We start from the raw sequence: 12,270 nt of genomic DNA, 5'->3' as shown, positions 1-12,270 counted from the left end.
GGGCGAGTAGACCTTCATCACCATAAAAGATGCCTCCTACCCGACCTCTACCGGGGCCGGGATCAGAGGTGTCCACCACTCGGGGACAGGCCCCGCATCTCGCTGCCGACCGCCTACCGCTACCTGCACGAAGGGCTGACGGTGCTCGCCGACCACGCGCCCGATCTGTCCACCGCGCTGGAGAGGGCGGCGGCGGCCGGGTACACCCACCTCAACCTGGACGGCACGGTCATCCGCACCGACCGCGTGGCCGCCGCCGGCCCCAACGGCGCGGACCTGTGGTGGTCGGGCAAGCACAAGCACCACGGAGGAAACGTGCAGGTCATCGCCGCCCCGGACGGCTGGCCGATCTGGGTCTCCCCGGTGCGCCCGGGCCGCGAGCACGACACCACCTGCGCACGGGCCCACGGACTGGTCGACGCCCTGAACCGGCTCGCCGCCACCCTGGGCGTCCCTACCCTGACCGACCTCGGCTACGAGAACGCCGGGCCCGGCTTCCGCCACCCGGTCAAGAAGCCCAAAGGCGGTGAACTCACCGAGCCCGACCAGGCGTTCAACGCCGTGATCCGAGGCGTCCACGCTGTCGCCGAACGTGCCAACGCCCTATTGAAGGTCACTTTCAAGGCCCTGCGCAGGGTCAGCCTCGACCCCGCAGCCATCACCCGCATCGCCCGAGCCGCCCTCGTCCTGCTCCAGCTCGAGCACGGCCGCACCACCTGAACGAAGATCACGAAACGTCACAAGACGTTACCGAGAAGAGTTCAATGACATCAGCGAGCCTTCAGCCGGGCCCGTTGCGGACTCTTGCTCGTCGGCGGCAGCAGCGTTGTCCGCAGTTATTCCGGAGCCAGTAGCCATCGGCGGACAGACGGCACACCCGAGGACTGCGCCGATCTTCCTGAGGGAGTTGAATCAGGCAGAGAGGTGTAGAGGAAGGCGCCAGTGCGGTTACGCCCAACAGGGTGTTGCGTGGTCATCCAGGAGACGCCGAAGACCTCCAGGGTGACCCCGGTCAGGAACATCACCGCGCACAGGACGCCCACCGGGACGGGAACGGCGAGGGCCGCGGACGGCAGCGCCAGGGGGAAGACGCACAGGGTGCCGGCGAGGAGCAGACGGCGGGGTTTCCAGCGGGTCATCAGTACGGCACCGGCCACCGTGCCGGCCCCGAAGAAGCCCAGGGCGAGGCCCCAGGGGCCCGCTCCGCCCAGATGGTCCCGGGCGACCAGAGGGCCGTAGACCGCGTCGGCGGCGCCGACGACCGCGTTCGCGATCGAGAACTGGAGGACGATGCCCCACAGCCACGGCCGGCTGCTGAACTCCCGCCAGCCCTCCCGTAGATCGGCCAGCATGCCACCGCCTCGGCCGCGCGGCGGGAGATGGCTGACGTCGAGGAACGCGCGCAGCGCCCCGGCGAGCGCGAACGCGGCGGCGTCCGCAGCGAGCACCCAGCCCGGCCCCAGCACGGCGACCATCGCACCGCCGAGGGCCGCGCCGCCGAACGCCGCGCCCTGCATCGCCATCCGGAACAGCGCGAACGCCCGGCCGGCCTGCTCGCCCTGGACGCAGGACAACAGCATGCCCTCGGCGGCGGGACTGAAGAACGCCTGACCGGTGCCGCCCAGCGCGGTCAGCAGCATCATCTGCCACAGCCGGGGCTCGCCGGTGAGCACGAGCACGGCGAACGCGGCCTGCGAGAGGCAGTTGAGGGCGTTGGCCGCGACCATCACCCGGTGCCGCGGAAGCCGGTCGGCGACCGCTCCGCCGATCAGCAGGAACAGCACCAGGGGCAGGGTGCGGGCCGCGGCCACCAGGCCCACGTCGCCGCCGTCGCCCCCCGTCTCGATGACGGCGAACGCGGCGGCGATGAGGGCGCCGTGGCTGCCGAGGCCCGTGACGAACGCGGAGGCGGTCAGCAGGTTGTAGTTGCGGCTCGCCCAGGCGGGTCCGCGCAGGCGGGAGCGGAGGTCGGCGGCAGAGGTCACCGGCAGACTATCGCCGCCCGGCCACCGATCTGCCAAACCGTTTCACCTGCTGCGGCGCCTGGTCTGATCTGCCGTGCACTGCCGCGTGCCGCGTGCCGCGTGCCGCGTGCCGCGTGCCGCGCGCCACGGGCCTGATCCGCCGTGCACTGCCGTGTGCCGGCCGGCCCTACGTGCCGCGTACCGCCTCCCGCCCGGTTCGCCGGATCCGCCGTCCCGTTCGCGGCCGTCGCATCCGCCGTCCCGTTCGCGGCCGTCGGCGGTCCGGCGGACATCAGCCCTCCGTCGGCTCGCCGTGCAGCCGCACCGTGCTGAGGATCTTCATGATCGTCGCGTCCGGCAGCTCGTCCTTCACGCCCTTGGCCGTGTACAGGTTCCAGGAGACGTAGTCGCCCTTGGAGTTCTTGAAGCCGAACGTGATCGCCTTGCCGTCGGAGGCGCACTTGCCCGTCTGGGGCGTGTTCGTCGACCGGGCCCATCCGTAACTGCCCTCGATGCCCGAGGCGGTCGTGTACGCGGTGGCCTTCTCGTCGAACGTGAGGCTCTTCTTGTCCGGCTGGGTGTAGCCGCCGAACACCCACCAGGCGGGCGTGTTGATGGCGATCTCGTCGGTGCTCTTGGCGCCCTCGGCGCCCTTGGTGCCGGCGATGGCGAGCGCGGTGTCGTCGGTCGTGCCGTCCTTGTCGTCGTCCTCCGTGCACCACTTGGACTTGTACTCGACGGTGCCCGACTGGATGATCGAGTCGTAGCCGTCGGGCTGTTCCTCGTCCTCCCACTCGAAGCCCTGACTGAGCGTCGGCGACTGGACCTCCCAGTCCGCCGGCACGTCGAAGGCGACACCGCGCTTGGGGTTCACGACGACCTTCCAGCCCGCGACGGTCGGCTGGAGGGTCTCGGTGCCGCGCGGGTTGTCGTCCGTGCCGGCCGACGACGAGGCGGAGCCGCTCGGATCGGCGGACACGGTGGGCGTCGTGCTCCTCTTGCCGGTACCGCCCTCGGCCTGGCCCCCTTCGTCTCCGCCGAGCACCAGGAAACCGGTGACACCGGCGGCCACGACGACGGCCGTGGCCGCCACGATCGCGATGAGCTTCGTCCGGTTGCCACCGCCCCCGCCGCCGGTCTGCGGGGGGCCCGCGGGCGCCGGAGCACTCCACTGCACCGTGGGCGCATAGGGGTTGGGCTGCTGGTAGCCGGCTTGCTGATACGGATTGGGCTGCTGGTATCCCGGCTGCTGGTACGGATTGTTCTGCGCCTGCGGGTTCTGCTCTCCCCCGGGCGGCTGCTGTCCTGGCCACATGGCCTGAAACCCTAGTGCCGTCCCGGACCCGAATGGGTCACCGCCCCTTGTCAGGGACGTACCGAGTCGGCGGTCCGTAGCTGCGGCCGGCCGGCCGGCCGGCCGGACGGACGGACGGTGGAAGGCCCGTGCGGCGGCCGTGATCCCGAGTGCCGTGGCGCCCGGTGCCCCGTTGCCGCGGCACGGCTCTGGTGGGGGGCTGCTACTCATGGGTAACATCGTCGTCATGAGCGCAGAGCAGATGTCCATCGGCGAGATGCTCGCCGCCACGGTGCCCATGGCCCGGACCCTGAACCTGGAGTTCCTCGAGACCGGGCCGGAGAAGGCCGTGGTGGCCCTGCCGGACCAGAGCGACTTCCACAACCACGTGGGCGGGCCGCACGCCGGCGCGATGTTCACGCTCGGCGAGTCCGCCAGCGGCGCGATCGTCCTCGCCGCCTTCGGTGACCAGCTCTCCCGTGCCGTGCCGCTCGCGGTCAGCGCCGAGATCGCGTACCGCAAGCTCGCGATGGGCGCCGTCACCGCGACCGCGACCCTCGGCCGCCCGGCCGCCGAGGTCGTCGCCGAGCTCGACGCCGGTGAACGCCCCGAGTTCCCGGTGCGGATCGAGATCCACCGGGGCGACGGAGCGGTCACCGGTGAGATGACCGTCGTGTGGACCTTGCGCCCCAACGGCTGAGCGGAACGCCGGCCGACCGCCGCCTCCAACCGGCTCCCGCCGACCGTTGCCTCCCACCGGCTCCCGCCGACCGTTGCCTCCCACCGGCCATCGCCTCTCGCCGGGTGGGGCCCATCCCGCCGGGTGGGGCTGGCCCGGTCCGGTGGGGCTGACTCGGTTCGGCGGGGCTGACTCGGCCGGTGGGGCTGACTCGGCCGGTGGGGCCGACCCCTTTCGCCGCAGGGCCGGGGCCACGGCATCCGCCCGTGATCCCGGCCCTGCCCTTCGTCGCGGCGCGGTCCCCTCACGGGCCCGCGTCCGTCCCCGTGTGCGTCCCGCGGATGCCCGTCGTCACGCCGCCCGGCGCTCCGGCTCCGCCCGGTTCGCGTCCCGCTCCCCGGCGGTGTCCTCCAGTCCGGCCACGAACTCCTTCAGCCAGGCCACGAACTCCGGCCCCAGGTCGGGCCGGTCGCAGGCCAGCCGGACCACCGTGCGCAGATAGTCGGCCTTGTCGCCGGTGTCGTAGCGGCGGCCGGAGAAGACCACCCCGTGCACCGTGCCGGTCACGGCCAGTTCCTGGAGGGCGTCGGTGAGCTGGATCTCGCCGCCACGTCCGGGCGCGGTGCGCTCGAGGACGTCGAAGACGGCCGGGTCGAGGACGTAGCGCCCGATGACGGCGTACCGGCTCGGCGCGTCCTCGCGGGCCGGCTTCTCGACGAGGCCGGTGACGCGTACGACGCCGTCCTCACCGGCGGGCTCGACGGCGGCGCAGCCGTAGAGGTGGACCTGCTCCGGTGGGACCTCCATCAGCGCGACCACGCTGCCGGCGTACCGTTCGCGGACCTCCAGCATCCGGCTGAGCAGCGTCTCGCGCGGGTCGATGAGGTCGTCGCCGAGGAGGACCGCGAACGGCTGGTCGCCGACGTGGTGGCGGGCGCACAGCACCGCGTGGCCGAGGCCCAGCGGATCGCCCTGCCGGATGTGGTGGATGTCGGCCAGGCGCGCCGGGTCGCGGACCGCGTCCAGTCGTACGGTGTCGCCCTTGGCCGCCAGGGCCTGCTCCAGCTCGAAGGCGTGGTCGAAGTGGTCCTCGATGGCCCGCTTGTGGCGGCCGGTGACCATCAGTATGTCGTCCAGGCCGGCCGCGGCGGCCTCCTCGACGACGTACTGGATGGCCGGCTTGTCGACGACCGGAAGCATCTCCTTCGGGGTCGCCTTCGTCGCGGGCAGGAAGCGGGTGCCCAGTCCGGCTGCCGGGACGACCGCCTTGCGGACGCCGGGTGCGGGCGGGGCGACGGAGGGGGAGTGAGGGGCGCTCATGGTGATCATGCTGGCGCACAGGTTTGGGAGTATCCCGAGAGTCACCTCTGAGATCGCTGTGCGACGGACGCCCCGGTGAACCCCCGCCCACGGGGGCGTGGAGCGCAGGTTGACGAACGGGGATCCGGGCCGGCGGTGCCGGTCGAGCCGGTAGGCTTCCTGCCGTGCGCCCGCTCGCGGCGCGCCGGTCGCACCGGGAGGAACCGGAAGGGCCCGTACGACCCGAAGAACCGGAATCAGCAGATTCGGCACACCCCAGCGGGAGGAATCGGCCATGCATGTCCAGGAGTGGCTCGAGGCCGTACCCCCGGTCGCCATCTACGCGCTGGTGGGTCTGGTCATCGGTCTGGAGAGCCTGGGCATCCCGCTGCCGGGCGAGATCATCCTCGTCTCCTCGGCCCTGCTCGCCTCCCAGCACGGCGAGATCGACCCCTTCGTCCTCGGCGCCTGCGCCACCGCCGGCGCCGTGATCGGCGACTCCATCGGCTACGCCATCGGCCGCAAGGGCGGACGCCCGCTGCTGGCCTGGCTCGGCGGGAAGTTCCCCCGGCACTTCAGCGAGGGGCACATCGCCACGGCGGAGCGGTCCTTCGACAAGTGGGGCATGTGGGCCGTCTTCTTCGGCCGTTTCATCGCCCTGCTGCGTATCTTCGCGGGCCCGCTCGCGGGCGTCCTGCACATGCCGTACTGGAGGTTCCTCGTCGCCAACGTCCTCGGCGGGATCGTCTGGGCGGGCGGTACGACGGCCGTCATCTACTACGTGGGTGTCGTCGCGGAGTCCTGGCTGAAGAGGTTCTCCTGGCTGGGGCTGGTGGCGGCCGTGCTGTTCGGCCTGACGTCGATGCTGGTGATCAAGCGCAAGGCCCGCAAGACGCAGGCGCAGGAGGCCGCGCGGGAGACCGAGGCGAAGGCAGCCGCGGCCGCGGAGTAGCCCGGGCGGAGTTCCCGAGCGAGGTCAGGTCACGGCCGGGCTGGGGCCGGCGCCCAGCGGTGGGCGGATCTCGTGCCGCCCACCGGCTACCGCCCACCGGCTACCGCCCACCGGCTACCGGTGGATCTCGCCGTGAGCCTTGGCCAGGTCCGCGTACAGGGTGCCGTTCAGCGTGACGCCCTGGCGCTCCTCCTCCGTCAGCTCCCGCTTGACCTTCGCCGGCACCCCCGCGACCAGCGAGCCGGGCGGCACCTCCATCCCCTGCGGCACCAGCGCCTGCGCGGCGACGAGGGAGCCCTCCCCGATCACCGCCCCGTTCAGCACGGTCGCCCCCATCCCGATCAGGCAGTCGTCGCCCACGGTCGCGCCGTGCACGACCGCGTTGTGGCCGACGGAGACCCGCTCGCCGATGGTGACGGGGAAACCGGGGTCGGCGTGCAGCGTGCAGTTGTCCTGGATGTTGCTCCGCGCTCCGACAAAGATCCGCTCGACGTCGCCGCGCACCACCGCGCCGTACCAGACGCTGGCGCCCGCCTCCAGCGTCACGTCCCCGATCACCGAGGACGTGGGGGCCACGAAGGCCTCCTCGTGGATCGCGGGCTGCCTGCCGCCGATGCCCGTGATCAGCGCCTTGTGCGTCATCACCGTCTCCTCTTCGTCCGCGGTACACCGGCACCGTACGCCACCCCGTGGGGTGAAGATCACAGGGCTGGGGCGTCCTGGGGTCCGCGCGGGCTGAGTACCGTGTGCGGGTGCCGAAGCGCAAGAACACGTTCTCATCCTGGCGGCGCCGCCTCGCGCAGCGCGCCGTCCACGCGGGCTGGGCCTGGGTGCAGCGGACCGGCTCGGTCACCGCCGAGCACCCCGGCCGCTTCCGCTTCGGCTCCATCGGCACCGGCACCCGGCTCGCGTTCCCGCTCGGCACGGTCTTCGGGGAGCCGTGGATCCACCTCGGCGCGCACTGCATCGTCGGCGAGCAGGTCACACTGACGGCCGGTCTGATGCCCGACCTGGACCTCGGGCCCGATCCGATCCTGCGTGTCGGCGACGGCGTCGTGCTGGGCCGCGGCAGCCACGTCATCGCCGACACCACGGTCACCATCGGCAGCGACTGCTACTTCGGGCCGTACGTCTACGTCACCTCCACCAACCACTCCTACGACGACCCGCACGAGCCCATCGGCAAGCAGTGGCCGCGGATGGAGCCCGTGGAGATAGGGCCGGGGTGCTGGATCGGCACCGGGGCCGTGATCCTGCCCGGGGCGCGGATCGGGCGGAACGTCGTGGTCGCGGCCGGGGCGGTGGTGCGCGGGACCGTGCCCGACCACGCCGTGGTGGCGGGGGCGCCCGCCCGGGTCGTACGGCGCTGGACGCCCGCCGCGGGCTGGCAGCCGCCGTTGCGGACCCCGGCGCCCGTGCCGATCCCGGACGGGGTCACCCCGCAGCAGCTCGTCGCGCTGTCGGGGCTGGACGAGGAGGCGGCCGAGCGGCTGGCCCGGCTGGAGCCCGAGGCCTGACCGACTGCGACCGCAGTGCAGATTATTGCGCCTTTGGTCTAAAATAGTGGACTCGGACTGTAGGGCTGCGGGGGCTGCGGTTCTCGGTGATCGGCTGCTCGTGATCGGATGCTCGGCGTGAACGAAGTGGACGGAACATGTCGGACCTCGACCTGCTGACCCGGTCCCTGGCGCGCAACGTCAAGCACTGGCGCGCGGTGCGCGGCTTCACCCTGGACGTGCTGGCCGCCCGGGCCGGTGTCAGCCGCGGCATGCTGATCCAGATCGAGCAGGCCCGCACCAACCCCAGCCTGGGCACGGTCGTCAAGATCGGTGACGCGCTCGGCGTCAGCATCACCACCCTGCTCGACTACGAGCAGGGCCCCAAGGTCCGCGTCGTCCCGGCCGACCAGGTGGTCCGGCTCTGGCACACCGACGCCGGCAGCTACAGCCGGCTGCTCGCGGGCACGGAGGCGCCCGGCCCGCTGGAGATGTGGGACTGGCGGCTGATGCCGGGCGAGAGCAGCGGCTCCGACCCGCACCCGGCCGGCACGTTCGAGATCGCCCACGTGACGGCCGGCGAACTGACCCTCACCGTCGAGGGAACGGAGTACCGCGTCCCGGCCGGAGCGAGCGTCACCTTCGAGGCCGACGCGGCCCACACCTACGCCAACCGCGGCGAGGTGCCGACGGAGATGGTGCTCACGGTGTCGGTGCCGCCCGTGCCCTGAGGCGGGCGTCCGCCGGTCGTGTTCCGAGGCGGGCGTCCGCCGGCCTTGCGGTCGGTCTGCTGTGTCCCGGGACGGGTGTCCGCCGGCCTTGCGGTCGGTCTGCCGTGTTCCGAGGCGGGCGTCCGCCGGCCGTGCGGTCGGTCTGCCGTGTCCCTGGACGGGCGTCCGCCGGTCGCGCGGTCCGGCCCGCCGTGTGCGGTGCGCGGGCCCGCCGGCCGCCGTGTCCCCCGCGCGCCGGGACGGGAGCTGAAGCGGGTGCGGGCGGCATCCGCCCGCCGGGGGGCTGCTGTTAGCGTGCGGCCATGGACGCACCCATCGGACACTTCGACGACGCCCGGCCCGCCCCCGACTGCCTCGACGAGCTGACCCGCCCGGTCGCCGACGCCGTACGCCAGTGGGGCGGCAGCGTCCCCGCCGACCACGGCCTCGGGGAACATCGGTACAGCGGTTGCGGCCTCGGGGAACATCGGTACAGCGGTTGGCGCTGAGATTGATCATGGTCGGATAGCACACCGGCTGCGGGCTCCGCTGGGGTTCGCGGAAAGATCGCCGGGCGGGTGCCGGGGCTGGCTATGGTCCGCTCGTGCCGGTGGAGTTTCTGACTGATGAGCAGGCCGAGGCGTACGGGAAGTTCGCCGAGGAGCCGACCCGCCCCGAGCTGGAGCGGTTTTTCTTCCTGGACGACGTCGACCGCGATCTGATCGCCCGGCGACGCTCCGCGCACCACCAGCTCGGCTTCGCGCTCCAGATGTGCACGGTGCGCTACATCGGCCGGTTCCTCCCGGACGACCCGCTGGAGGCGCCGTGGCCGGTGGTCGAGCACCTGGCCGCGCAGCTCGGTATCGAGGACCCGTCGGTGGTGAAGCGGTACACCGAGCGGCCGAAGACGGCGTACGAGCACGCGTGGGAGATCCGGGACGCCTACGAGTACCACGAGTACGACGACGCGGAGTGGTCCCGGCGGTTCCGCACCTTCCTGCACGGGCGGGCGTGGACGCACGCCGAGGGCCCGAAGTCGCTGTTCGACCATGCGGTGGGTTGGCTGCGCCGTAACCGGGTGCTGCTGCCCGGGGTGTCGGTGCTGGCCCGGCAGGTGTCGGAGGTGCGGAAGGTCGCGGACAAGCGCCTGCACGCCACGGTCGCGGGCGCCGCCCGGCGCGCGGACCCGGCGCTGCCCGGGGACCTGGTGGCGACGCTGAAGACGCCGGAGGGCTCGCGGTTCTCGGAGCTGGAGCGGCTGCGCCGGCCGCCGACGCGGACGACGGGGACGGCGTTCGCCCGCGCGCTGGAGCGGGTGGACGAGATCGGCGCGTACCGGCTCGGCAGGTTGAGGCTGTCGCAGATCCCGCCGAACCGGATGGCGGCGCTGGCCCGGTACGCGCTGGGGTCGAAGGCGCCGCTGCTGGAGCGGGCGGCGGAGCCGAAGCGTACGGCGATGCTCACCGCGGTGATGCAGCACCTGGAGGCGAAGGCGATCGACGAGGCCCTGGACCTGTTCCAGGTCCTCATGGCCACCCGGCTGCTGAACACGGCGAAGCGGAAGACGGAGAAGGAGCGGCTGTCGACGCTGCCGCAGCTGGAGAAGGCGTCACGGGTGCTCGCGCGGGCGGCGAAGGTGCTGCTTCAGGAGCTGGAGCTGATCGAGGAGCAGGAGACGGATCTGGACGTGGCCGCGCTGTGGGCAGCCGTGGAGGAAGTGGCCCCGCGCGCCGCCGTGATGACCGCGGCGGCCACCGTGGTGACCCTGGTGCCCGAGGACGAGAACACGGCCGAGATCGCCATGCGGGCCGCGCTCGCGAACCGGTACGCCACGGTGCGCCCGTTCCTCGCGCTCCTGGGCGAGTCGAAGGCCCTGGACGCAGCGAGCGCCGGGAAACGTGTCCTGGCCGGGGTCCGGGGTCTTCCGGCGCTGGCGCGGCGGAAAGTGAGGGTCAAGCCGCTGCTGCCGCGCGAGGTGGACGACAAGCTTGTGCCGCCGGCGTGGCGCAAGGCGGTATACGCCAACCCGGAGCTGCCGCAGGGCGCGGTGGACCGGGACGCGTACGTGGTGTGCGTGCTGGAGCAGCTGTACCGGGCCCTGAACAACCGCGACGTCTTCGCCTCGCCCTCGCACCGCTGGTCCAACCCGCGCGCCCGGCTGCTGGACGGGCCCGACTGGGACGCGGTCGAGGAGGACGTCCTGGCGGCCCTGAGCCTGGACATGCCCGTCACCGAGCACCTGACGGAGCTGGTGCGCGGCCTGGACGCCGGATGGAAGCAGCTCGCCGAACGACTGGAGGAGGCAGGGCCTGCGGCGAAGGTCTCCATCGAAGTGCAGGACGACGGGCGAGTGAAGCTGAACGTCGACAAGCTCGGCGCCCTCGGCGAGCCGAAGTCCCTGACCTGGCTGCGCCAGCGGGTCGAGAAGATGCTCCCGAAGATCGACCTGCCGGACCTGCTGTTCGAGGTGAACGCCTGGACCGGCTTCCTCGACGCCTTCGTGCACCTCGGCGACGGCACGACCCGGATGAAGGACCTGCCCACCTCGGTGGTCGCGCTGCTGGTCTCGGAGGCGTGCAACATCGGCCTGGCCCCGGTGGTCAACCCCGGCTACGAGGCCCTGACCCGGGCCCGGCTCGTGCACGTCGACCAGTACTACCTGCGCGCCGACACCATCGCCGCGGCCAACGCACGGCTCATCGCCGCCCAGGCTGGCATCCCGATCGTGCGCCACTGGGGCGAGGGGCTGCTGGCCTCCGTGGACGGGCTGCGCTTCCAGGTGCCGGTGCGCACCATCAGCGCCGCCCCGTCGCCGAAGTACTTCGGGTTCAAGCGGGGCATCACCTGGCTCAACGCCGTCAACGACCAGGTCGCGGGCATCGGGCAGATGGTCGTGCCCGGCACCCCGCGCGACTCCCTGCACATCCTGGACGCCCTGCTGAACCTGGACGGCGGCGTGAAGCCGGAGATGGTGGCGACCGACAACGCCTCGTACTCCGACATGGTGTTCGGCCTGTTCAAGATCCTCGGCTACAACTTCAGCCCCCGGTTCCGCGACCTGGACGACCAGCGGTTCTGGCGGGCCACCATGCCCGGCGTCGAGACCGGAACGTACGGCGCGGTGGAGGACCTGGCCCGCAACCGTGTGAACCTGAACAAGGTGATCACGCACTGGCCGGACATGCTGAAGGTCGCCGGTTCCCTGGTCACCAACCAGGTCCGCGCCTACGACCTGCTGCGCATGTTCGGCCGCGACGGGCGCCCGACACCGCTCGGGGCGGCGTTCGCGGAGTACGGGCGGATCGCGAAGACCGAGCACCTGCTGCGGGTGGTCGACCCGGTCGACGATACCTACCGGCGCCAGATGAACCGGCAGCTCACCGTGCAGGAGTCCCGCCACAAGCTGGCGAGGGACGTGTACCACGGCAAGCGCGGCACCATCCACCAGGCGTACCGCGACGGGATGGAGGACCAGCTCGGCGCGCTCGGCCTGGTCCTCAACGCCATCGTGCTGTGGACGACGCAGTACCTCGACGCCGCCGTCGCCCAGCTCCGCGCCGAGGGCCACGAGATCCGGGACGAGGATGTCGCCCGGCTGTCCCCGCTCAAGCACCGCAACCTGAACCTGCTCGGCCGCTACAGCTTCACGGCCAGCGTTCCGGCCACCGGCGCTCTGCGTCCGCTGCGCGACCCGGACGCGGTCGAACTGGATGACGACGAAAGCGACGGCTTGGCCTAGTTCGGGATGGGCGGCTGAGGCAGTTGTTTTGCCGGGCGGTGTGACTCTGTTGCTGAATTGCCTGCAGGGGTGCGGGGTGGCCCGGCATGATCGTTGGTGCGGTCGTTCTGTCTGCCCCGGCCGTAGGGGGTTGGTGC

General features: G+C 72.0%; 11 protein-coding genes. 7 read left to right on the top strand and 4 right to left on the bottom strand.

Annotated elements, in window-relative coordinates:
* Positions 1–720 (top strand): transposase family protein (locus ACFV9M_RS41015; RefSeq protein WP_385079044.1); only part of this gene is annotated, 720 nt, incomplete at its 5' end.
* 116 nt (positions 721–836) lie between these two features.
* On the opposite strand, the gene ACFV9M_RS41010 is transcribed toward ACFV9M_RS41015, so the two are convergent.
* Together ACFV9M_RS41010 and ACFV9M_RS41005 are read right to left on the bottom strand one after the other, a co-directional pair.
* Entirely contained in the window at positions 837–1,985 is a 1,149-nt protein-coding gene (locus ACFV9M_RS41010; protein WP_385079043.1) for an MFS transporter, read from the bottom strand.
* 271 nt (positions 1,986–2,256) lie between these two features.
* The gene (locus ACFV9M_RS41005) at positions 2,257–3,279 is read right to left on the bottom strand and encodes a hypothetical protein (RefSeq protein WP_385079040.1); all 1,023 of its coding nucleotides are present in this window, start codon (positions 3,277–3,279) and stop codon (positions 2,257–2,259) included.
* Positions 3,280–3,520: 241 nt separating this feature from the next.
* Here ACFV9M_RS41005 and ACFV9M_RS41000 point away from each other — a divergent pair, with 241 nt between their 5' ends.
* Positions 3,521–3,958: a DUF4442 domain-containing protein gene (locus ACFV9M_RS41000; RefSeq protein ID WP_385079047.1), complete on the top strand. Its 438-nt coding sequence runs from the start codon at positions 3,521–3,523 to the stop codon at positions 3,956–3,958.
* Between the two features lie 330 nt (positions 3,959–4,288).
* Here the strand turns inward: ACFV9M_RS41000 and galU are convergent, their stop codons facing one another.
* On the bottom strand, positions 4,289–5,257 hold the full coding sequence (gene galU / locus ACFV9M_RS40995) for a UTP--glucose-1-phosphate uridylyltransferase GalU (RefSeq protein WP_385079039.1): 969 nt from the start codon (positions 5,255–5,257) through the stop codon (positions 4,289–4,291).
* A 274-nt stretch (positions 5,258–5,531) separates the two neighbouring features.
* On the opposite strand from galU, the gene ACFV9M_RS40990 reads away from it, so the two are divergent.
* Entirely contained in the window at positions 5,532–6,188 is a 657-nt protein-coding gene (locus ACFV9M_RS40990) for a DedA family protein (protein ID WP_385079036.1), read from the top strand.
* A gap of 114 nt (positions 6,189–6,302) precedes the next feature.
* Here ACFV9M_RS40990 and ACFV9M_RS40985 read toward each other — a convergent pair whose 3' ends face one another.
* Positions 6,303–6,830, bottom strand: coding sequence for a gamma carbonic anhydrase family protein (locus tag ACFV9M_RS40985; RefSeq protein ID WP_385079033.1), 528 nt, complete (start codon positions 6,828–6,830; stop codon positions 6,303–6,305).
* A 110-nt stretch (positions 6,831–6,940) separates the two neighbouring features.
* Here ACFV9M_RS40985 and ACFV9M_RS40980 point away from each other — a divergent pair, with 110 nt between their 5' ends.
* The 4 genes from ACFV9M_RS40980 (at position 6,941) to ACFV9M_RS40965 (ending at position 12,133) form a co-directional block, all read left to right on the top strand.
* Positions 6,941–7,705, top strand: a complete 765-nt coding sequence (locus tag ACFV9M_RS40980) for an acyltransferase (RefSeq protein ID WP_385079030.1) — start codon at positions 6,941–6,943, stop codon at positions 7,703–7,705.
* Positions 7,706–7,842: 137 nt separating this feature from the next.
* Positions 7,843–8,415, top strand: a complete 573-nt coding sequence (locus ACFV9M_RS40975) for a helix-turn-helix domain-containing protein (protein ID WP_385079028.1) — start codon at positions 7,843–7,845, stop codon at positions 8,413–8,415.
* A gap of 302 nt (positions 8,416–8,717) precedes the next feature.
* Positions 8,718–8,903, top strand: coding sequence for a hypothetical protein (locus ACFV9M_RS40970; protein ID WP_385079050.1), 186 nt, complete (start codon positions 8,718–8,720; stop codon positions 8,901–8,903).
* 95 nt (positions 8,904–8,998) lie between these two features.
* Positions 8,999–12,133 carry a Tn3 family transposase gene (locus ACFV9M_RS40965; protein ID WP_385079026.1) on the top strand — a complete coding sequence of 1,045 codons (3,135 nt, stop codon included), beginning with the start codon at positions 8,999–9,001 and terminating at the stop codon, positions 12,131–12,133.
* The last annotated feature ends 137 nt before the right edge of the window (positions 12,134–12,270 follow it).

This window comes from Streptomyces sp. NPDC059895, assembly GCF_042731035.1.
GTDB lineage: Bacteria > Actinomycetota > Actinomycetes > Streptomycetales > Streptomycetaceae > Streptomyces.
Note: the sequence above shows the minus strand (reverse complement) of the source record. Positions and strands in the feature narration are given on the sequence as shown.

Bases quoted from the DNA above. Each gene is read 5' to 3' on its own strand.
- ACFV9M_RS41005 (WP_385079040.1), bottom strand. From the start codon at position 3,279: ATGTGGCCAGGACAGCAGCCGCCCGGGGGAGAGCAGAACCCGCAGGCG.
- ACFV9M_RS41000 (WP_385079047.1), top strand. From the start codon at position 3,521: ATGTCCATCGGCGAGATGCTCGCCGCCACGGTGCCCATGGCCCGGACC.
- ACFV9M_RS40990 (WP_385079036.1), top strand. From the start codon at position 5,532: ATGCATGTCCAGGAGTGGCTCGAGGCCGTACCCCCGGTCGCCATCTAC.
- ACFV9M_RS40975 (WP_385079028.1), top strand. From the start codon at position 7,843: ATGTCGGACCTCGACCTGCTGACCCGGTCCCTGGCGCGCAACGTCAAG.
- ACFV9M_RS40970 (WP_385079050.1), top strand. From the start codon at position 8,718: ATGGACGCACCCATCGGACACTTCGACGACGCCCGGCCCGCCCCCGAC.
- ACFV9M_RS40985 (WP_385079033.1), bottom strand. From the start codon at position 6,830: ATGACGCACAAGGCGCTGATCACGGGCATCGGCGGCAGGCAGCCCGCG.
- galU (WP_385079039.1), bottom strand. From the start codon at position 5,257: ATGAGCGCCCCTCACTCCCCCTCCGTCGCCCCGCCCGCACCCGGCGTC.